At 68.0% G+C, this 20,694-nt stretch carries 17 protein-coding genes; 8 read left to right on the top strand and 9 right to left on the bottom strand.

The genetic code is table 11. The features are described from left to right. Positions 1 to 140: 140 nt before the first annotated feature. Positions 141 to 1,715: an alpha/beta hydrolase gene (locus AB0F41_RS02700; protein WP_357420932.1), complete on the top strand. Its 1,575-nt coding sequence runs from the start codon at positions 141 to 143 to the stop codon at positions 1,713 to 1,715. Between the two features lie 206 nt (positions 1,716 to 1,921). On the opposite strand, the gene AB0F41_RS02695 is transcribed toward AB0F41_RS02700, so the two are convergent. The 4 genes from AB0F41_RS02695 to AB0F41_RS02680 form a co-directional block, all read right to left on the bottom strand. Further along, positions 1,922 to 3,181 (bottom strand): amidohydrolase family protein, encoded by a 1,260-nt coding sequence (locus AB0F41_RS02695; protein WP_357420931.1) that lies wholly within the window; start codon positions 3,179 to 3,181, stop codon positions 1,922 to 1,924. Between the two features lie 248 nt (positions 3,182 to 3,429). Next, positions 3,430 to 4,857, bottom strand: a complete 1,428-nt coding sequence (locus tag AB0F41_RS02690; RefSeq protein ID WP_357420930.1) for a FadD3 family acyl-CoA ligase — start codon at positions 4,855 to 4,857, stop codon at positions 3,430 to 3,432. Next, positions 4,854 to 6,050 carry an amidohydrolase family protein gene (locus AB0F41_RS02685; protein ID WP_357420929.1) on the bottom strand — a complete coding sequence of 399 codons (1,197 nt, stop codon included), beginning with the start codon at positions 6,048 to 6,050 and terminating at the stop codon, positions 4,854 to 4,856. The genes AB0F41_RS02690 and AB0F41_RS02685 overlap by 4 nt, the downstream gene beginning before the upstream one ends. Before the next feature lie 38 nt (positions 6,051 to 6,088). Then, positions 6,089 to 7,648 carry an AMP-binding protein gene (locus AB0F41_RS02680; RefSeq protein WP_357420990.1) on the bottom strand — a complete coding sequence of 520 codons (1,560 nt, stop codon included), beginning with the start codon at positions 7,646 to 7,648 and terminating at the stop codon, positions 6,089 to 6,091. A 166-nt stretch (positions 7,649 to 7,814) separates the two neighbouring features. Here AB0F41_RS02680 and AB0F41_RS02675 point away from each other — a divergent pair, with 166 nt between their 5' ends. Continuing rightward, positions 7,815 to 8,531 carry an enoyl-CoA hydratase/isomerase family protein gene (locus AB0F41_RS02675; RefSeq protein WP_357420928.1) on the top strand — a complete coding sequence of 239 codons (717 nt, stop codon included), beginning with the start codon at positions 7,815 to 7,817 and terminating at the stop codon, positions 8,529 to 8,531. 16 nt (positions 8,532 to 8,547) lie between these two features. Here AB0F41_RS02675 and AB0F41_RS02670 read toward each other — a convergent pair whose 3' ends face one another. After that, positions 8,548 to 9,132: a helix-turn-helix domain-containing protein gene (locus AB0F41_RS02670; protein ID WP_357420927.1), complete on the bottom strand. Its 585-nt coding sequence runs from the start codon at positions 9,130 to 9,132 to the stop codon at positions 8,548 to 8,550. Between the two features lie 366 nt (positions 9,133 to 9,498). On the opposite strand from AB0F41_RS02670, the gene AB0F41_RS02665 reads away from it, so the two are divergent. After that, positions 9,499 to 10,767 carry a cytochrome P450 gene (locus tag AB0F41_RS02665; RefSeq protein ID WP_357420926.1) on the top strand — a complete coding sequence of 423 codons (1,269 nt, stop codon included), beginning with the start codon at positions 9,499 to 9,501 and terminating at the stop codon, positions 10,765 to 10,767. Between the two features lie 78 nt (positions 10,768 to 10,845). Further along, positions 10,846 to 11,682, top strand: coding sequence for a mycofactocin-coupled SDR family oxidoreductase (locus AB0F41_RS02660; protein WP_357420925.1), 837 nt, complete (start codon positions 10,846 to 10,848; stop codon positions 11,680 to 11,682). A 371-nt stretch (positions 11,683 to 12,053) separates the two neighbouring features. On the opposite strand, the gene AB0F41_RS02655 is transcribed toward AB0F41_RS02660, so the two are convergent. Then, positions 12,054 to 12,524 (bottom strand): DIP1984 family protein, encoded by a 471-nt coding sequence (locus tag AB0F41_RS02655; protein ID WP_357420924.1) that lies wholly within the window; start codon positions 12,522 to 12,524, stop codon positions 12,054 to 12,056. A gap of 182 nt (positions 12,525 to 12,706) precedes the next feature. Here AB0F41_RS02655 and AB0F41_RS02650 point away from each other — a divergent pair, with 182 nt between their 5' ends. Continuing rightward, positions 12,707 to 13,336 carry a hypothetical protein gene (locus tag AB0F41_RS02650; RefSeq protein ID WP_357420923.1) on the top strand — a complete coding sequence of 210 codons (630 nt, stop codon included), beginning with the start codon at positions 12,707 to 12,709 and terminating at the stop codon, positions 13,334 to 13,336. A gap of 45 nt (positions 13,337 to 13,381) precedes the next feature. Here the strand turns inward: AB0F41_RS02650 and AB0F41_RS02645 are convergent, their stop codons facing one another. Next, a complete protein-coding gene (locus AB0F41_RS02645; protein ID WP_357420922.1) occupies positions 13,382 to 14,278 on the bottom strand; it encodes a serine hydrolase in 897 nt (298 codons plus the stop codon). Further along, entirely contained in the window at positions 14,275 to 15,150 is an 876-nt protein-coding gene (locus tag AB0F41_RS02640) for a LysR family transcriptional regulator (RefSeq protein WP_357420921.1), read from the bottom strand. Before AB0F41_RS02640 ends, AB0F41_RS02645 begins: the two co-directional genes overlap by 4 nt. 190 nt (positions 15,151 to 15,340) lie before the next feature. On the opposite strand from AB0F41_RS02640, the gene bla (AB0F41_RS02635) reads away from it, so the two are divergent. Together bla (AB0F41_RS02635) and bla (AB0F41_RS02630) are read left to right on the top strand one after the other, a co-directional pair. Further along, on the top strand, positions 15,341 to 16,258 hold the full coding sequence (bla, locus tag AB0F41_RS02635; RefSeq protein ID WP_357420920.1) for a class A beta-lactamase: 918 nt from the start codon (positions 15,341 to 15,343) through the stop codon (positions 16,256 to 16,258). Positions 16,259 to 16,366: 108 nt separating this feature from the next. After that, complete coding sequence (gene bla, locus AB0F41_RS02630) at positions 16,367 to 17,323, top strand: class A beta-lactamase (RefSeq protein ID WP_357420919.1); 957 nt, start codon at positions 16,367 to 16,369, stop codon at positions 17,321 to 17,323. A 111-nt stretch (positions 17,324 to 17,434) separates the two neighbouring features. Here bla (AB0F41_RS02630) and AB0F41_RS02625 read toward each other — a convergent pair whose 3' ends face one another. Next, a complete protein-coding gene (locus tag AB0F41_RS02625; RefSeq protein ID WP_357420918.1) occupies positions 17,435 to 19,921 on the bottom strand; it encodes an FAD-dependent monooxygenase in 2,487 nt (828 codons plus the stop codon). A gap of 144 nt (positions 19,922 to 20,065) precedes the next feature. Here AB0F41_RS02625 and AB0F41_RS02620 point away from each other — a divergent pair, with 144 nt between their 5' ends. Further along, a complete protein-coding gene (locus AB0F41_RS02620; protein ID WP_357420917.1) occupies positions 20,066 to 20,653 on the top strand; it encodes a helix-turn-helix domain-containing protein in 588 nt (195 codons plus the stop codon). Positions 20,654 to 20,694 lie beyond the last annotated feature (41 nt).

Genomic DNA, 20,694 nt, shown 5'->3' with positions numbered 1-20,694 from the left:
TTCTCCTGGACGCGACCCGAACCCGCCGAGTCTTCGCGACGCCGATGACGATGGCGGCGCGACGAACCGATAGGGCGCCGGTACCGCTCGTGTGGCAGGATCGTCCGGTTCGACGATGTTGTCCGCGGAGGGGCCCTGGTTTGGTTATTCGATTCGGGCCCAACGGATATTTCCGGACGCGGTGTGCTTTCCTGGCAATAGCGGTCGCCCTCGGCGTGCTGGGTATGCCGGTGCCGGTTTCGGCGGAGGACGGGATCGACCCCTATATCGATCGGCTGGCCGAGGGCGCGGCGACTCCGGCGTTGCAGTGGTCGGACTGCCAGGACGGCTTCCAGTGCGCCACGGCCGACGTGCCGCTGGATTATCACCGGCCCCAGGGCGACCGGATCGGGCTCGCGGTGATCAAATTGCCCGCTACCGACCCGGGACGCCGAATCGGCACCTTGTTCGTGAATTTCGGCGGACCCGGCGCTTCCGGTGTGGACCGGCTGCGGGAGCGGGCGCGGTGGCCGTGGCTGTTCTCGGAGGAACTGCGGTCGCGTTTCGATGTGGTGTCCTGGGATCCGCGCTCGGTGGCCCGGAGCGCACCGGCGCGCTGCTTCCCGGACGCGGACGAACAACTCGCCTTTCTGAACTCGGCTCCCGCTATGCCCGCGTCCGCGGGCGACGAAGCCCCGTTCTACGACTGGTCCCGGCAGTTCGCCGATCGCTGTGCGCAACAGGCCGGGCCGATCCTGAATCACGCGTCGACCGGTAACACCGCCCGGGATCTGGACCTGCTGCGCCGCGCGGTCGGCGATGCCCAGCTCACATATCACGGCATCTCCTACGGCACCCAACTCGGTGCCGACTACGCGAACATGTTCCCCGGCCGGGTCCGGGCGATGGCGCTGGACGGATCGCTGGACTTCGAGGGCAATATCACCGGACATGCCGCGCAGGGCGCCGTATTACCGCTGGACACCAGACAGAACGTCGCCGACGCCATCGCCGCAACCTTCGACGCCTTCCTGCGCGACTGTGCCGCCGCGGGCCCGCGTTGCGCATTCTCTTCCGGCGACCCGAAGCTCAAATGGACGACACTGGCCGAGCGGGCGCGCCTGGCACCCATCCGGGTCGACGGCCAGGAGTGGACCTATGCGGCGATCGTCAACGCGGCGGCCGGGCTGTCACAGCCGTCCGGTTATCCCGGCCTCGCGGCCCTGCTCCAGACGTTGTTCGAGGCGGGTACTTCGATTCCGGGCCCGTTGCCGGCCGCCGGCTCGTCCTACTCGGGCAATCGCACCGAGGCCTACCATGCGATCCAATGCGCCGACAGCGCTGTCCCGGCCGATACCGGAAGCTACAGTCGCGCGGCGGTATCGGAAGACCGGCGGGTGCCCTCCTTCGGGCGCGTAGCCGTATTCAGCAGTATCGCCTGTGCGTTCTGGCAGGGCCACGACGACGACCGGTACACCGGCCCGTGGAACCGGCGCACCGCGGCGCCGATCCTGGTGCTCAACAGCAGGTTCGATCCGGCGACCCCACTCGCCGGCGCCGAGTCCGGCGCCGCCCAGCTGGCCGATGCGCGGGTGGTGGTGACCGAAGGCGCCGGGCACAGCAGCATGTATGTGCCGAGCGCCTGTACCGAGCGTGTGAAGCGGGACTATCTGTTCACCGGTTCCCTGCCGCCCGAAGACACCCGCTGCGCGATCGACAGATCGCCGTTCGGCTGAGTCGACAGGTCGCCGTTCGGCTGAGTCGACAGGTCGCCGTTCGGCTGAGGGGGGCACCACGCGGCGGTCGGAACGGAGCAGCGCGACCTGGCCCGTGACCGCATCGCCGCCGCGGGCCTGTGCGCCTGATCGAGTGAATCCGAAATGCCGCCATCGCAGCACGACTCGGCCGGCCACGACGTCGTGGCCGGCCGGAGTCGTACAGGTCAGCTCGCGTGTTTGGCGGCGAATCGTTGCGCGTACTCCGCGCGGGTGGTGGTCGACAGATCCACATCGGTGGCCTTGGCGCGCAGCGCGCCGACGGTGGCCTGTTCCCGGGGGATATGTTCGAACGGATCCCAGCTCAGGTGGCGGCAGGCGTTCTGCCAGGTGATCTTGTCGATATCGGAGTCGTCGGCGCCCGCCTGCTGGAGCTCGTTCAGGACGAACTCCGGCGCACCCGGCCACAGCGAATCGGAATGCGGATAGTCGCATTCCCAGGCGATATTGTCGATACCGATCTCGTGCCGCAGTTTCAGCGAGGTCGGGTCGGTGACGTAGCAGGCGAGGACATGCTCCCGGAACACCTCGCTGGGCATCTTGCCGCCGAAATCGCGGCGCAGCCAGCGCTGGTTGGTGTAGTGCCGGTCGGAACGGTCCAGGAAGAACGGGATCCAGCCGACACCGCCTTCGGACAGGGCGATCTTCAGTTTCGGGAACGTGCGCATCGCCGGTCCCCACAGCAGGTCCTGGGTGGCGATCAGGGAAATGCTGGGGGCCAGCACCATGAGGTTGTCGATCGGCGCGTTCGGTGCCAGCTTGAGAACACCGAAACCCTGTCCGATGTGCAGGTTCATCACGGTGTCGTTATCGCAGAGCGCCTGGAACACCGGGCCCCAGTAGTCGATATCGTGGTAGCTGGGCAGACCGTCGATATGCGGCAGTTCCGGCATGGTGACCGAATGGCAGCCCTTGGCGGCGACCCGCTCGATTTCGGCGACCGCGAGTTTCGGGTCCCACATGGGCAGGATCGCCAGCGGGATGAACCGGCCCGGATAGGCGCCCGCCCACTCTTCGATATGCCAGTCGTTGTAGGCGGAGATCATCGCGACGGTGATGTCGTCCATACCGCCGCGGCTCAGATGCCCGGCGCTGAATCCGGTGAAGGTCGGGAAGCACATGGAAGCGAAAACGCCGTTGGCGTCCATATCGCGGACCCGGTCGTGGATGTCGTAGACGGCGGGCCGCATCTCGGCGTAACCGGCGGGATCGTAGCCCCACTCCTCGGGCGGCCAGGAGACGACGGCGTTGAGGCCCGTGACACCTGTCGGGCGGTCCCGGTAGATCCAGCGATCGATACCGTTGTCGTCGACGACGACCTTGGGCACGTACTCGGCGTACTTCTTCGGCGCGTGGTTGTCGAACATATTTTGCGGTTCGACCACGTGGTCGTCGATGCTCACCAGAATCATGTCGTCGATATTCACCGGACTCCTCGCTGTTCAAGGTCGACGCCGGGCGCGGCCCGGACTAGGAGATCGAAAATCTCTAATTATGAGAATCACACTCTCTTTTGTGTTCGACGATACACCGTGGCGGGTGCCCCGGTCGAGATCCGGCCGGGTCGGCCGCACGCCGAATCGAAGACGAGAGAGGGGTGCGGACACAGTGGGTCCGCGGGTGATGCGCACCGGATCCCGGCGGCCGCCGATACGGCAGCCGGGAACTGCTCCGGTCAGCGCAGCTGGTCCTTCATCACCTTGCCGGTGGCGTTGAGTGGCAGCTCGTCCAGGAACACCACCGACCGCGGGACCTTGTACCCGGCCATCCGGTCCTTGCTCCAGGCAAGGAGTTCGGCTTCGCCGAGTGCGCCGCGCTTCACTACGAAGGCCTTGCCCACCTGCCCGAGCCGCTCATCCGGGACGCCGATCACGGCGGCCTGGGCGACGGCGGGATGTTCCAGGAGGAAACCCTCGATCTCCGCGGGGTAGGCGTTGAACCCGCCCACGATATACATATCCTTCTTGCGCCCGATCACCTTCAACCGGCCACTGTCGTCGAGGCTGCCGAGATCGCCGGTGTGCAGCCAGCCGTCGGCGTCCACCGCCGCCGCCGTGCCCTCCGGATCGTCGAGATATCCCTGCATCACGCTGTAGCCGCGGATCAGGACCTCGCCGTCGTCGGCGATACGCAATTCGATCCCGTCGCAGGCGCTGCCCGCGGTGGTCGCGATCTGCTCGAAGGTGTCCCCGGGGCGTGAGGCGGTGGCGGTCCCCGCTTCGGTCAGCCCGTATCCGGTCATGATCGACTGGAACGGCAGATCCTCCCGGATGCGCCGGATCAGATCGACCGGGATATCGGCGGCGCCGGTCACCGCCGCGCGCAACGAGGAGATATCGCGCGCGCCACGGTATTCCAGCAGCGAGTGGTAGAGCGTCGGCGGTCCCGGGAGCATGGTGACCCGTTCGGTCTCCACGAGTTCGAGCACCTTGTCGACGTCGAACACCGGAACCGGCAGCATCGTCGCGCCCCGGATCAGTGAGGATACGATGCCGGCCTTCAACCCGAAGGTGTGGAAGAACGGGTTGACCATAAGATACTTGTCGCCGCGGCGCAGATCGGCCAGATCGCACCATTCCGCGTACAGCCGCAGCGTCTGCAGATGGTTCATCATCACGCCCTTCGGGCGCCCGGTGGTGCCCGAGGTGTAGATGATGTCGGCGATATCGGTGCCCGCGACCTCGCGTTCGAAAGGATCACCGGAGGTGAGGAAATCGGATTTGAGGTCGTAGACCGGCACCCCGTGCGGCGCCGGGTAGTCGCCGCCCAGGAACCCCTTCTGCACCAGCAGGGCCTTGGCGCCGCTGCGACGGATCACATCGGCGGCCTCCTCCGCTTTGAACCGGGTGTTGACCGGGACCAGGGTGCCGCCCGCGGTCATCAGACCGAGGGCGGCGACAATCCATTCCGCCGAGTTGGGCGCCCACACCGCGGCGCGGTCGCCCTTACCGATACCGGCTTCGGCGAACGCCCCCGCGGCCCGGCGCACCCGGTCCACGAGTTCGGCGAAGCTCCACCGCAGCTCGCCGTCGACGACCGCTTCGGCATCACCGAAGCGGTCCGCCGCCGACAGCGCCAACTGCGGGATGGTCTGCCAACTCATACCTTCAGCAGCCGCGCCAGGTTGCCGCCCATGATCTTGGCCTGCTTCTCCTGGGGCATGTCCTTGATCTCGTTGATGTAGCGCGCGGGCTCGGCAAGGCCCTCCGGGTGCGGCCAGTCGGAACCGAACAGCACATGGTCTTCACCCATGACCTGCGACAGGCGTTCCAGGTCTTCTTCCCAGAACGGGCTGACGTAGAGGCTCTTCTTGATGGCCTCGATCGGATCGCGGAAGCCGAAGCCCTCCGGGGCCTTCTTGTAGACATCCGACAACTGCTGCAACAGCGGTTCGAGCCAGGCCGAACCGTTCTCGATCACGGCGATCTTCAGGTCGGGGAAGCGGTTCAGCGCACCGTGGCACACCCAGGACGCGACCGCGTCGGTCACCGGCCGCCACTGGTTGGTCATGGCGAAGGTGTTGGTCTGGAACGGCAGCATCTCGGAATCGCTGCCATCCCATTCGGCGTCGAAGCGGGAGTAGCCGCTATCCGAGGAATGCATGGTGACCAGCACATCGAGTTCCTGAACCCGCTTCCAGAACGGATCGAACTCCGGCATCGCGAACGAGCGCATCCCCTTGAAGCCGGGGACCGGGGCCGGGCGCACCAGGATGGCCTTGGCGCCGTGTTCGACGACGGCCCAGTTCAGCTCGGCGATCGCCCGTTCGACGATCGGCAGCGTGATGACCGGCACGGTGAAGATCCGGCCGGAGTGCACGAAGTTGCCGTCCTGGCCCCAGTCGTCGAGCATCCAGCGGTTCAGCGATTCGATCACCGCGTGGATCAGTTCGGGATGGTGGCGCATCCGCTCCTCGACCAGGCTGGCCAGGGTCGGGAACATCAGCGCGCGCTGCAACTGCAGGTCGTCCATGACCTGGAGCCGGGCCTCCGGGTTGCGGAAGGCGTCGATCGCCTTCATCGACTTGCCGAAGATCTCGCGCCGGCTCTTGCCCTCCGGGTTGCCGTGCTTGAAGTAGTCCTCCATCGCGCCGGGGCGTGCCACGACCTCGAAGGTCGGGTTGGGGATGTACTCGCTGATCTGGCCGAGGACCGCGATCTTGGTGCGGCCGTTGATCTCGACGTACTGGATGGCGCCCTTGTACTTCTCGGGCAGATGCCGGGTGAGCGCTTCCTTGGTCTCGTAGAGATGGTTGTCCGCGTCGAAGAGCTGGTACGGCAGATCGACTTTGCTCATGGAATCCTCCTTGGCTATTTATGAGAATCGTATTCTCATCAGGGTTCGGTTGCAACGGCCTCGTTGCGCGCCGCGGCCAGCTCGCGCCGGATGACGAATTTCTGGATCTTTCCGCTGGGGGTACGCGGGAAGTCGGTGACGATATGCAGTTCCTCGGGCCACTTCTGCTTGGCCAGCCCGGCCTGCGCGAAATGCGCGCGCAGGGTCTCGATATCGGGTTCGGGCCGGCCGGGAAGGCAGCGCACCACCGCGGCCGTACGCTCACCCAGGCGGGTATCGGGGACGGCCACCGCGACTCCCTCGGCCACGCCCGGCAGGCCGAGCAGCACTTCCTCGACCTCGAGGGCGCTCACGTTCTCTCCGCCCCGGATGATGATGTCGGATTTACGGTCGGTGATCGTCAGATAACCGTCGTCGTCCACGACGCCGATATCGCCGGTGTGGTACCAGCCGTCGTCGTCGAAGGTGCGGGCGGTGAGTTCCGGATCGGTGTAACCCAGGCAGAGATCCGGTCCACGGCTGATGATCTCCCCGTCCTCGGTCAGCCGGAACTCCACACCGGGCAGCGCGTTACCATCGGTGAACAGGCGTTTTTCCGCCGCTGCGGTGGCGAGTGAACCGGTGATGGACGGATGTTCGGTGCTGCCGTAGGAGCGGAACACGGTGATGCCGAGTTTTTCGAGACGGGTGCTCACCGTCACCGGTACCGCCGCACCGCCGAGTCCGGCGTAGCGCAATTGGGCCAGATGTCCGGGCTTGTAGTCCGGGTGGTCCAGCAGGCTGGTCATGAAATAACTCACCCCGCCGCCGACGCAGATGTTCTCGGTCTCCATGAGCTCGAGCACCCATCCGGGGTCCCAGATATCGAGCAGATGGATCGGCGCGCCGTCGAGGACCGGGATGAGCAGGGCGTTGAGCATGCCGATGAAATGGCCGACCGGCGCCGCGGTGAGCTGATCACCGCGGTCCGGCGGGTACATCCCGGCGAGCTGGCGCACCTCGTAGCCAAGGGTGTTGTGGCTGTGCACGACACCCTTCGGTGCGCGAGTGGTGCCCGAGGTGAAGGCGATGCAGGCCGGCGCGTCGGGGTCGGTGATGAGGAGCCCGCGCATCGGCTCGGGCTCGAGCAGATCGTCGAAGTCCTGGCCGACCACTCCCACCACCGGCACCGATTCGCGGACCTGCGGATCGAATTCGTTATGGCCGAAACGCTCACAGGTGATGAACACCTTGGGTGTGACGGCGCCCAGGATGTAGCCGAGTTCCTTGCGTCCGTAGAAATGCGCGATCGGGACCACGGTCGTGCCCAGCAGGGCCGAGGCCCAATAGGTGGCCGCCGCCTCCATCCAGTTCGGCAGCTGGAACGCGACGAGATCGCCCGGTCCGACGCCACGGCGGCGCAATCCGGCGGCCAGCCGCCGCGCGATCCGCTCCACCTCGGCGAAGGTCCCCGACCACGGCCGGATCCGGGAGTGCACCCGGAAGATCGCCTCGGGGGCCTCCGCGAGGCTGCGGGCGAGTAGTTCGCCGAGCGTTTCGTCGGCCCACCAGCCTGCTTTCCGGTAGCGAACGGCCAGTTCGGAGGGAATTGTGCGCAGAGGCGAGTCGAGCCCGGAGGGGGTGGCGGAGCGTGACGAGGCAGGGCCCTCGCCCGGATGCGATGGATGCGGCATTTCGAACTCCCGATCCCAGCGCCGGAGACCGGCGGGAAAGTATATGGTTCTCTATGTAAGAGAATCATATTTCCGTCGAGGAGAACAAGTTGTGATCGAGCTCGAACTGGCCGACGGTCTGGCCGTCGTCACCATCAACCGGCCGCATGCCCGCAACGCCATCGCCCTGGACACGATGGACGAGCTCGACAAAGCGATCGACGGGGCGGCCGGCGCCCGGGCTCTGGTGATCACCGGTGCCGGGGACAAGGCCTTCGTCTCCGGCGGCGATCTCAAGGAACTGGCCGCGCTGCGGACCGTGGAGCAGGCCTCCGCGATGGCGAACCGGATGCGGGAGGTCTGCGACAAGATCGCGAGCTTTCCGGGGCCGGTGATCGCCGCGCTCAACGGCCATGCGCTCGGTGGCGGCGCCGAGGTCGCGGTGGCGGCGGATATCCGGATCGCCGCCGACGACATCAAGATCGGGTTCAATCAGGTGACACTGGCGATCATGCCGGCCTGGGGCGGTGCGGAACGGCTGTCCCGGCTGGTCGGGCGCAGCCGGGCGTTACTGCTCGCGGGCACGGGGGAGATCCTGACCGCCGCGGCCGCCGAACGCGCCGGGTTGCTGGACCGGGTGCTGCCGCGCGCGGAATTCGACGCGGGGTGGCGGGCACTGGCTCGCACGCTGGCAACGCCCGCCGCCGGCTCGATCAAACGGGTCGTCGACGGCGCGAGCCCGCCCGAGGCGGTGGCGGCCTTCGCCGAACTCTGGGTGTCGGATGCGCATTGGGCGGCGGCCGACCGGGTGATGAACCGCGGTAAATGAGCCCGGGATGAGCCGCCTACGCCCCGTTCTCGAGGAAGCCGATCTCGCGTTCGGCGAACGCGAAGGTCTCGGCGTGACCCGCCGTCATCCCGAGGGCCTCCTCGAGCACGACCATCCGGGCCGCGCTGGTCATCAGCACCGAGAGCACATCGGCGGGGAAGCGGCTCATATCCACTCCGTAGCCCTCGAGCAGCCGGGCCAGTGCCTCGGTCTGCGCGGCGCGGAACTGTTCGGAGTAGCGGACCACCTCGGCCCGGATGGCCGGTTTGTGGTTGGCCAGCCCGACGAATTCCATGGTGAACCGGGCCGCCGTGGTGTCGGTGCTGAACTTCCACAGCGCGTGCAGGGGGCGATCGGATTTCAGCACCTGCGCCAGGGCTTCCAGGCCCTGATCGGCGCGGCGCCGGAACATATCCAGGAACAGGTCATCCATCGACCGGAAGTAGTAGTGCACCAACTGCGGTTTGAGGCCGGCGTATTCGGCGATCCGCCGCGAGGTCACGGCCGCCCAGCCCTGTTCCATCATCAGTCGTTCCGCGGCGTCCATGAGGACTCCGCGGTTCTTCGCGTCGGGCGCACCGAGCCGACGAGGGGATGACATGTTTCGGCCTCCTTCAGGATTTCCGCAATGTCAGCGCAGCTACGCCGGTCATGGGATCACCCGGGATGGTATCCCGCGGACGGCCACTGTTGACGCGCTCCCGCCGACCATGCTAAGCATGTGCTCAGCATCACATCTGAGCGCTCGCTCAGCAAGGGTCGTCCCGGATCGTCATCGGGATACGGCTGTGATCTCGGATGGAATGCGCGACGGCGCGAGGAGGCGGCTGTGGAAATCCCGGAGCGGCAGTGCGCGTCGACCACGACCTACGGCGGCGACTGCCCGAGCGGGCAACGGAGCATACGAGCCGTATCAACCGGTGACCCACGGTTGGCAACACGATTCTGTTGATATCAGGAGGTTCCCGTGACCGATTTCGATACGGTCGACTACTTCACCGACCCTGCGCTGGTCCCCGACCCGCACCCCTACTACGACCATCTGCGCGCCAAATGCCCGGTGACGCAGGAGCCCAACTACGGCGTCTGGGCGGTCACCGGGTACGAGGAGGCCGTCGACGTCCTGCGCGATTCGGACACCTTCTCCTCCTGCATCGCCGTCGGCGGCCCGTTCCCCCCGCTGCCGTTCACCCCCGAAGGCGACGACATCACCGGTCAGATCGCCGCGCACCGTGAACAACTGCCGATGCACGAGCATATGGTCACGATGGATCCGCCGGATCACACCGCCGCCCGCTCGCTGCTGAACAAACTGCTCGTTCCTTCGCGGTTGAAGGAGAACGAGGAGTTCATGTGGAAGCTCGCCGACAAACAGCTCGACGAATTCATCGACGACGGGAAATGCGAATTCCTGGGCGCCTATGCCAAGGTCTTCACCCTGCTGGTGATCGCCGATCTGCTCGGCGTGCCGGAGGAATATCACCAGGACCTCCGCATCAACCTCGCGGGCGGTCCCACCGTGGGGTCGATCGACAAGGAGATCGTGCCGGTCAACCCGCTGGAATGGCTGGACAACCTGTTCAGCACACTCATCTCGGACCGGCGGAAGAACCCGCAGGACGATGTCCTCACCTCGCTGGCCCAGGCGAAATACCCCGACGGTTCCACGCCCGAGGTGATCGAGGTGGTGCGGACCGCGACCTTCCTCTTCGCCGCGGGTCAGGAGACCACCGCCAAACTGCTGGGCAGCTCTATGCAATTCCTGGTGAGCCGCCCGGATCTGCAGGACGCCCTGCGCGCCGACCGTAGCCGTATCCCGGTCTTCATCGAGGAGACCCTGCGGATGCAGGCGCCGGTGAAGAGCGGTTTCCGGCTGGCGAAGAAGCCGGTGGAGATCGGTGAGGTGCCGCTGGACGCGGGGTCGCTGGTGATGGTCTGCCCGGGTGCGGCCAACCGCGACCCGCGGCGTTTCGAGAACCCGCACGAATTCGACCTGGACCGCCCGAACTTCCGGGAGCACATGGCCTTCGGCCGCGGTGTGCACACCTGCCCGGGCAGCCCGCTGGCGCGGGTCGAGGGCCGGGTATCGCTGGAACGGATCCTGGACCGGATGCTCGATATCCGGGTCGACCCGGAAAAGCACGGCTCCCTGGACAACCCGACCTTCAACTTCGAGCCGACCTTCATCCTGCGCGGCCTGACCGACGTGCACATCACCTTCACGCCCAAACGCTGACGTTCCAGAGCACGAAATACCCGAAGCGATAACACGATCCGGCCGGTGGATACGGCCGGATCGAGGAAAGAGGTAGACATGACCGGACGGGTCGAAGGCAAGGTCGCCTTCATCACCGGCGCGGCGCGCGGCCAGGGCCGCAGCCACGCGGTGCGGCTGGCCGAAGAGGGTGCCGACATCATCGCGATCGATATCTGTAAGCCGATCGACACGGTGGAGATCCCGCTGGCCACCCCCGACGATCTCGCCGAAACCGAGGAGCTGGTCAAGGCCACCGGCCGCAAGGTCGTGACCGCCGAGGTCGACGTCCGCGATTCGGATGCGCTGAAGGCGTCGCTCGCCGAGGCGGTCGGGAAGCTGGGCCGGCTCGATATCATCGTCGCCAACGCCGGGATCGCCAGCGGCGGCGATACCCTGGCCGAGACCGACGAAACGGTCTGGCAGGACATGATCGACGTCAATCTGAGCGGTGTCTGGAAATCGGTGAAGGCCGGTGTCCCGCATATTCTCGAGGGCGGCCGCGGCGGGTCGATCGTTCTCACCAGCTCGGTAGGCGGTCTCAAGGCCTATCCGCAGACCGGTCACTACGTCTCCGCCAAACACGGTGTCGTGGGCCTGATGCGCGCGTTCGCGGTGGAACTCGGTCAGCATATGATCCGGGTCAACTCGGTGCATCCGACCCATGTGAGCACCGCGATGATCATGAACGAGAAGACCTTCGCGATGTTCCGCCCCGATCTGGAGAACCCGACCGCCGACGATATGGCGCCGATCTGCCAGATGTTCCACACCCTGCCGGTGCCGTGGGTGGATCCGATCGATATCAGCAACGCGGTGCTGTACCTGTCCTCCGATGAGGCCCGCTACCTCACCGGTGTGACACTGCCCGTCGACTGCGGGTCGATGCTGAAGTAGCCGGATACGAATAACACTCGTGGCCCGGACAGTAGGCCTACTGTCCGGGCCACGAGTGCGCGGGTCCGCGTGCGACCGGGCGTGGGCCGGGTCGTCGCAGCGGCTCCGGCCGGCGGGATCGTCTCCGGTCTCTCGGCGCCGGACCTTTCGCGGTGGTGGAGTACCCCGTACCCGCCCTCATCGTCACGGATCCGCACCCGGTTGTGTGCTGTGCGCGGTGCGCGCTCACCTGTGCACGCTGCTGGGCTGCGTTGTTTCTCGGGGAGTCGAACCCCGTGCACTGCCCTCCGTGCGCCAGGAGGTGACCGATTGCCCGTCGGTCAGCGGGTTGTGCGCGCCTCCGTGACGACTACCTGCTCCACCTACCGCGATCAGTCCAGCAGGTCGACCTCCCAGTTGGTCCGCTGGATTCGTACATCGAGCTCCCGCAGCTCCGCGGCCGACCGGTCGGCCCGCGCGCGGAGATCGGCGACCGGCAGCGCGGACAGGATCTTCAGCTCCGACCGGAGCTGGCGTGCGTAACCGGACCGGTTCTTGCCCGCCGCGGCGTCCGCGGCGTCGGTGACCAACGAATGCCGCAACCGGAGCGCATCCCGGCGCGCGAGGGCGTCGGTGAGCGTGCCGTCGGCGCCCAGGACGGTGGCGGCGTTGGTGCGATTGATCCGACGGATCAGGGCCTCGTACTCGTCGAGCACCGCACCGGCTTCCCGGAGCAGGGCCGCCGCATCCTCGCTGGGCTCCTCACCCTCCTGGAACCGGGCGTTGCCCACGATGCGGGCACGCAACTGCTCGATCCGGCGCGCCGCGTCGGCGCGCAAGGACAATGCTTCTGCCAGTTTCATACCCCCACCCCTTCGACTTGTGGATCACGAAGACCCGAGTATGGACCGGATCGGCCCGAAGATCATCTCAATTATGGACATTGCGATGCTCCCGGTACTGGGCACAGTCCGGCGGACAGTGGGTTGCCCGGCTGCGCATACTCGGCCCGGCGGACGCCCGTGCCGCACAGAAAGGAGGATCCGTGTGCCCCGCACACTCCACTCGCGAGGTGGTGGACACGATCGTCGCGCTCGGCCTGGTCGATCCGGCGACACCGGCCGCGGTGCTGCGGCTCGGTGAACTGGAGGAGCCGCTGAGCTATTACGGTCACACCGATCGGAGTGCGGTACGCAATCTGCTCAGCGATCTGGGAATTCGCTACACCTTCGATTACAAGACGTTTCGTGGGATCCGGGACGCGGACGACGAGGAGCGGCTCGACTGGTACCGCGGCGAATTGGAGTCCGTGGCCGCGTGTACCCGGGGCGCGGCGACGATCGGCGATGTGCGGCTGGTCGAGAACGACGACACCTGGGAGCTGCGGTTCGAGTGGAACGGCGAGGTCGAATCGTGGCTGGTCTACCCCGGTGACGAGGACGAAGATCTGGAGGCAGCGCTGACCTTCGCCACCTACGTGCCGGGCCTGTCGGCTCCTCCCTCCGGTGTCTTCTGCCTCGTGAATCCACCGGATCTCGACTACAGCGGCGAGGCCGTCTTCGGTGTTCCCGAAGCGCTGAATACGCTGGGCAGGCCTTTCGGTCTGACATTCGAGGGTCCGTGGCAGCAGCGACCGGACGACACGGGCGCCCCCAAGGCTCCGCCTGCCGGATGAGCGGTCACCCGGGCCGGTGCCGCCGGTCGTCCGGTGCCGGCCGGGTCACTCGGTGGGCAGCGCGCGGCGCAGTTCGGTGACCGCGATCCGCGCGGCCTCCGCGATCGCGGCGTCCACGGCGGGCAGCGCGGGGTCCGCCCGGGCGGCCCTGGTGAAAACGGCCACCGCGACCGGATACTCGTCCGGAAACTCGACTACGGCGACCTCGTTGCGGATGATCCCGATGGTTCCGGTCTTCCCGGCGACCGTCACACCGCGGTGCGGAAAGCCGGCCGCGATCCGGTGCGGCCAGACCTGACGGCGCAGCACCGACCGCGCGAATTCCGTCTGTGAATCCGACACCACCTCACCGCGCCACAGCGCCGCGAGCAACCGCGTCATCTCCTCCGGGGTGGTCGCGCTCGTATAGGCGGGGTCGTAGGCGGAGACCGTCCAGGCCTCGTCGTTGTCGGCGAGCGCGGCGAACGCCGCCGCCGTGTCGTGGGTATCGGTATCGCGCACCAGGGTGCGGTGGACATCGCTGGTCCCGCCGACCAGCCGGGTCTGCTCGAGTCCGGCCGATTCGACCAGTTCGTGCACGGCCGCGAGCCCGATCTCACCGAGTAGCAGATCCGCGGCGGCGTTATCGGAGACCGTGATCATGGAGGTCGCCAGGTCCCGGCGGCTCAGGGTGACCGGATCGTGCAGGGCGGACAGGCCGGTCGGCCCGGGCGTGCAGTCGGCGGGATCCACGGTGAGGCGGGACAGCGGATCGATGCGGCCCGCGTCGACCGCGCGGCAGTAGGCGAGCAGCAGCGGAAGTTTGTACACCGACGCGGTGACCACCCGTTCGGCGCCGCCGATCGAGATCTCCTGTGTGCTGTCGTCGCAGCGGCGGGCATGCAACCGGCCGGTGCACCCGGCGTCCGCGAACACCGCGCGGATGCGGTCGGCGGCCGTCACCGCAGGCGTTCCCGGTAGAGCACCCGGTCCAGTGCGTCGGCCTGGTCCTCGGCGCCGGGCCGGTGGATCACCCGGCAGCGCAACGCCACCGCGTGCGGCGCGACCCGCAACCAGGCGACCCCCGGGATATCGGCCGGCGGGGTGGTGGTGAGACCGAAACTGGTTCCGGCGGCCACCGCGGCGAGTACCGCGCGGTCGTCGTGCACCGTCACCGTGGGAACGTCGAGGCCGCGCTCGCGCAACAGGTCCCGGACCGTATCGGAGGCCGGGGGATTGGCGGCCCGGGGATAGGCGGCGTGGGTGAGTCCGGCGAGCATCGGGAACACCGGGCGTTCGGTGGTCGCGCTGCGATGATCGGCGGGGACCACGATCCAGCGGGGTAGTTTCACCACCGGCCGGGACTCGACACCGTCGACGAGCGCCGGATGTTCGATCACCGCCACATCGCACAGCCCGGACCGCACCGCCGTGACGAGGTCGACGGTGCCGGCCACATCGGTGGATACCGCTTCACCGGAGGTGTTCCCGCTGCGTAGAGCGGTGACGCAGGCCGTGACGATCCGGTCGGGCAGTGCCGCGGTCGCTCCCCAGTGCACCGTGCCGCGGGTGCGGGCGATGCGTTCCGCCTCGGCCAGTAGCCGGGCGGCGTCGTCGACCAGCAGCCGGGCCCGGGGCAGCAGTTGCCGCCCGGCCGCGGTGAGTACGGCGCCCTGCCGGGTGCGGTGCACGAGTTCGACCCCGAGCCGGGTCTCGAGCCGCCGCAACCCCTGGGAGAGCGGAGGTTGCGTCATATCCAGTACCGTGGCGGCCCGGCCGAAATGACCCTCGTCCGCGATGGCGACGAAATAGCCGAGATGGCGGATGAGGTCCATAGCGACATTGAACCAGGGGCCTTCCGGGGGCCTGCCGGTAGCCGGTCGACACGCCGAATCGGGCGTGTAAAACCCCATTTACCAGCATTCATATCAAATAGGAATGACAGGCGGGAGTGTCGAATATTGGCGGTGGCCCCGATAGTGCGTGTGTGCTGCCGGAGTGAACCCCCACCGATCCGAATCGCGTGTGCCCGCGGGAGGTCGAACACTGGCGGCCGCGCTCGCCGTTGTCGCGCTGGCCGGCGGCGCCTGTAGTGCGGACAAGGGCGAGCCACCGGCACTGCCTACTCTCAACGTACCCGGGAACTCCGCGCTCGCCACCACCTTGATGGAGCTCGAGGAGCGGCACAACGTGATGTACGGGATCGCCGCCTACAGTCCGACCGGCGCCCGCACGGTCGAATGGAACGCCGACGACCGGTTCGCGATGTGCTCGACCTTCAAGGTGTACGCGGTGGCCGCGCTGCTGCGGCTCGCCGAACGCGAGGAACTGAAACTCGATGAGCGGGTGCCGATCTCCGAGGCGGAGATCGTGCCGAACTCGCCGGTCACCAGTTACCGGGTCGGCGAAACCCTCACCTGGTACAGCCTGGCGCAGGCCGCCATCGTGCGCAGCGACAACACCGCCGCCAATCTGATCCTGGACCGGATCGGAGGGCCGCAGACAGTGACGGATCTGGCGCGTACCGTCGGCGATACCGAAACCCGGCTCGACCGCTGGGAACCCGCGCTCAACGAGGCGCTGCCGGGGGACAACCGCGACACCAGTACCGCGACCGCGCTCGCCACCGGCTACCACCGGCTGATCCTCGGTAACGGCCTCGCTCCCGAGTACCGCCGGATGCTGACCGGATGGATGCGCGGCAGCGTCACCTCGGGCGAGCGGATGCGTAAGGGTTTGCCGGTCGGTTGGGTGGCGGCGGATAAAACCGGTGCGGGTGGTTTCGGCACCGTCAACGACGCCGGCGTCGTCTGGAGTCCCACCGGAACCTCGGTCGTCCTGGTGATCTTCAGCCGTTCGACCACCGGATACCCGATCGCGGCACCGAGCAACACCGCCGTCGCCGAGGCGACCACCGCGGTCCTGGACGCCATGACCACCTGACAGCAGCGCACCGGAATCGCCTCCCACCTGCGCCGATATCGGTTGCGTCTCGGAACCGGGCGAATCGGATATTGGCGTGGAGTGCGCCCGTCCGTGTGTGCTGCGGTGGTGAAAACGAACAGACCCATCCACCGGGCCGGCCGGTCGCTGACGCTTCTGCTGGTGGCCGCCGCGCTGTCCGCCGGCGGTTGCGCGGCCGGTGACGGCGCCGCCGGCGATCCGGCCACTTCGGCGCCCGCCTCGACCACCGCCGGTACCCGCGACTTCAGCGCGCTGAACACCCGATTGGCGGCCCTCGAACAGCAACACGGGATCCGATACGGCATCACCGCCTTCGTTCCCGGTAGTGCCGACGTCTTCGGCCGGAACGCCGATCAGCGCTTCGCGATGTGCTCCACGTTCAAGACCTATGCGGCGTCGGCCGTCCTGCGGCTCGCCGAGCAGGGCAAGCTGGATCTGAACGAGCGGGTACCGGTGGCCGCCGCGGATATCGTGGAGAACTCGCCGGTGACGAGCACCGCGGTGGGATCGACACTGAGCTGGACCGAAATCAGCCGCGCGGCCCTCGAACGCAGCGACAACACCGCCGGCAATCTGCTGCTGCGCCGGATCGGCGGACCCGGCGCGATCACCGAATTCGCGCGCACCGTCGGCGATGGTGAAACGCGGCTGGACCGCTGGGAAACCGAACTGAACGAGGCGGCCCCCGGCGACCCGCGCGACACCACCACACCGGCCGCCCTCGCGGCCGGCTACCGGAGCCTGATCCTGGGCGACGGGCTGAGCGCGGACGGCCGCGCGAAGCTCACCACGTGGATGCGCGCGAGCGTCACCTCCGAACAGCGGATTCGCAAGGGGCTACCGCTGGGCTGGACCGCGGCCGACAAGACGGGCGGCGGTTCGTACGGCTCGGTCAACGACGCCGGTGTGGTCTGGAATCCCGCCGGAACTCCGCTGGTCCTGGTGATTCTCACCCGGTCGGCCACCGACGATCAGGCCGCGGTCCCGAACAACCAGGCCATCGCGGACGCGACGGCCGCCGTGGTGGACGCGTTCTCCGGCTGAGCCGGAAGGGGCTCCGAAGGGAGCGATCCGGCGGTTCGAGGCCATGTGATGGGTGAGCCGTGGGCGCCCTGCGGCACCTGCCGGACGCGCCGGACCGGGCAGCCCGGCCCGTCACCGCCCGAAACGCAGGGTCAACTCCGCGGTGACCGGGTGAGCCCGGCAGGGCAGCACGCGGCCGGCGGCGAGTTCGCCGTCGGTGATCGCGGCCAGTGGGTCGGGTTCCATCCGCGCTGTACCGTTTTCCACGGTCGCCAGGCAGGTTCCGCAGGAACCGCCCAGACACGAGTAGGGCAGATCCTCGCGCTCGTCCAGTGCGGCGTCGAGGATCGTCCGGTCGCGCGGCATCTCGAATACGAGCGGCCGGCCGTGCCCGGTGAGGGTGACCCGGCTGCGGCCTCCCGTGGCGGCCGCGGCCGGAAGCGGTCGCCGGGTATCGAACAGTTCCACCATTATTCGCGCACGGGGGACGCCGCGTGCGGTCAATGCCGCGACCGTATCGGAGACCAGCGGCCGCGGTCCGCACAGGAACCAGCGATCGGCATGCTGCTCCGCGAGGTCGGCCGGGACGATCCGCCCGGACCGGTACTCCGCGGTGGTGGTCGCGCCGGAGCCGGTGCCGGGCTCCGAGCCGGTGCGGGTTTCCACGGGGTCTGCGCGGACACGGGAGAGGTGATGGACAACGCGCAGCCGGTCCGGGAATCGGGCGAGGAGGTCGGCTGTTTCGCGGGCCAGCATGATGCGCGCGCGGTCGCGGCTGCCGTAGTGCAGGGTGCAGGTGCTGTACGGTTCGGACTCCAGCAAGGCGGCCAGGATCGATACGATCGGTGTGATCCCGCTGCCCGCCGCCACCGCCGCATAGGTTCGCCGGGCCTCCGGATCGAGTGCCGGTGTGAACGCGCCGGTCGGCTCGGAGACGTAGAGCGCGGTTCCGGTGATGCGGCCGCCGGCCGTGTATGCGCCGAACGCGCCGCCGGGCACTCGTTTGACCGCGATGCGCAGGCGTCCCGATGACGGTGGGTCGCAGAGTGAATAGCTGCGGCGTATCGGTTCGCCGTACCGGGTTCCGCGAATGATCACGTGCTGGCCGCCGGTGAACGCGAACCGGTCCCGCAGGTACTCGGGTATCTCGAATTCCAGTACCGCGCTGTCGGCGGTATCGGGGACCACCGATCGCACCGTCAGCCGGTGAAAGCCCTGGGCGGGGCCGTGCGGGAGCGGATCGAACAGTGCCATGGGCGATTCGGTGGGCGGGCCGGGTGTCCGGCGCAGCCGCCGGATACCCAGGGTTCCCAGTGTGAGCGCCGCGCGCCCCACCAGGTCCGGGCGGAGCATGGAAGCGGGTGGGTCGAGGAGGCCGGCCACCCGGGCGACCTGCCTGCCGATGGCGGGATCGTGTTCGCCGATCGTCATCGCGAGGCCCGTGAGCGGGCCGAGTGCCCGCAGCGGCGCCGCGTCGGCGGTATCCACGTGGGGCATGGCGAGATCGAACAGCCGGGTGATGGCCCAGGGATCGTCGACGGTCGCCCCGACCGCGCGGAAGAAGCGCCGGGACAGCGCGTGGTCGCCCGCGGCGAGAACCTCGCGCAGTCGCAGCGCCTGCAGGGCCGAGACCGTCATGCCCTGACCGAAGGCGGGACTGAAACTGCAGACGGCGTCGCCCAGCACCAGCAGCCCCCGCGGGAAGCGATCCAGCCGCTCGTAGCGGCGGCGCTGGTTGGCCGGGTAGCGGTAGGTCGCGATATCGGTCAGCGGTTCGGCGTCCACCAGCGCCGCGCGGACATCCGGTGGCGCCACCGACGCCGCGAATCGCCAGAAGCCGTCCGGATCGGCCGGCGGATGGTCCTTGCCGTACCCGATCAGGGTGAGAATGTGGCGGTCGTCCTCCACCGCGAACAATGCCAGCCCCCGGGCGGGATCCTGGTTCGCGACCACGATCTCCTTGTCGCCGCCCACCGAGCCGCCCGGTAACCGGATATAGCGGCTCGCGTATTTCATATCGATCCGCACGCCTTCCTCGGGCGGGCGGTCGTAGCCGAGATCGGCCAGCCAGTCGTTGATCGGCCCGTGCCGGCCGGTGCAGGCGACCACCAGGTCGGCGCGGATCTCCGCACCCGTATCGAGTCGAACCCCGGTGACCCGCGTCCGCCCGGTATCGGTGAGCAGACCGGCCGCAGTGGTGTTGTCGGCGAACTCCACACCCCGCAACGCCCGGACCCGTTCCCGTACCCGCCATTCCAGGAAGGGCCGGCTCGCCTGCAGCAGTGAGTATCCGGCATCGGACTGCCGCAGGGTGTGGCCCGCCACCGTCATCCGCATCTCGCTCAGCGAGCGGCATTCCACCGCGCCCGCGGCGAGGAGGTCGCCGGTGATTCCCGGGAAGAATTCCTCGAGTATCTGCCGGCCGCGGGCGAGTAGTGCGTGCACATGCCGGCCCTGGGGGACACCCCGCCGGTCCCCCGGGGCCGACAGATCGTCGCGTTCGATCACTGTCACCCGCGCGAAGCTCTCGCTCAGGACGCGGGCGGTCAGGAGCCCGGCCATGCTCGCCCCCAGCACGACGGCATGCCCGCGCGATGCCGCATACCCGGTTGCGCTCATCTCTGCCTCCGACCTCGTCGTCCCGGCCCCGCGCCGGCCTGCCGCGCAATCGGACGCTACTCCGAACTGAGACGAAATGGCAAGTGAGTCTCAGAATGGCCACCGGGTCGACCGGCTCCCGGCCGTTTCGGGGTAAAAAGAGCCATGACCCCTTCGACCCGGTCGTCGGACGCGCTGCTGGACGCGGCGGTCGCGCTGATCGCGGAGAGCGGTCTGGACGCGCTCACCCATACCGCCGTCGCCGCCCGGGCCGGTGTCTCCCGGGCCACCGCCTACCGGGAGTTCGGCGACAAGGACGGTTTGGTTTCGGCGGTGGGCCGCCACGAAGTGGGCAAAATGGTGGCCGCCGCGTTCGCTGCGATCGATCCCGGTGCTTCGGCCGGTGAGATGGCTTATGCGGCAACGCTGTTCGCTCTCCGCTATCTCCGCGAGCACCGGGCATTCCGCTACATCCGGGTGCACGAACCCGCCTGGCTGCTCACCGTCGCGATCGAAGCGGGGGATTCACGGCTCACGCTGGTCGGCACGGTCGCGGCCTTCGCCGAAGCGCTGATCGCGAGCCGTGCGGACCCCACCCTCGCCCTGCCCGCACGGCAGGCAGCGGAAGTCGTCGTGCGCACGGTGCTGTCCCACGCCCTGGTCCAGGACAGCGCCCTGACCGACGAGGAGATCGCCCGGACGGTTGCGCGCGCGATCACCACCACGCCCGAGGGCGTCCGGAGGCCGGGCTGACCGCGGCGCAGGCTCGCGTAACCCGTCCGAGATCGCGAGGA

Origin of the sequence: Nocardia sp. NPDC024068 (genome assembly GCF_040638875.1) — a bacterium.
GTDB lineage: Bacteria > Actinomycetota > Actinomycetes > Mycobacteriales > Mycobacteriaceae > Nocardia.
The sequence above is the reverse complement of the archived record's forward strand: the minus strand, read 5'-3'. Positions and strand labels throughout refer to the sequence as shown.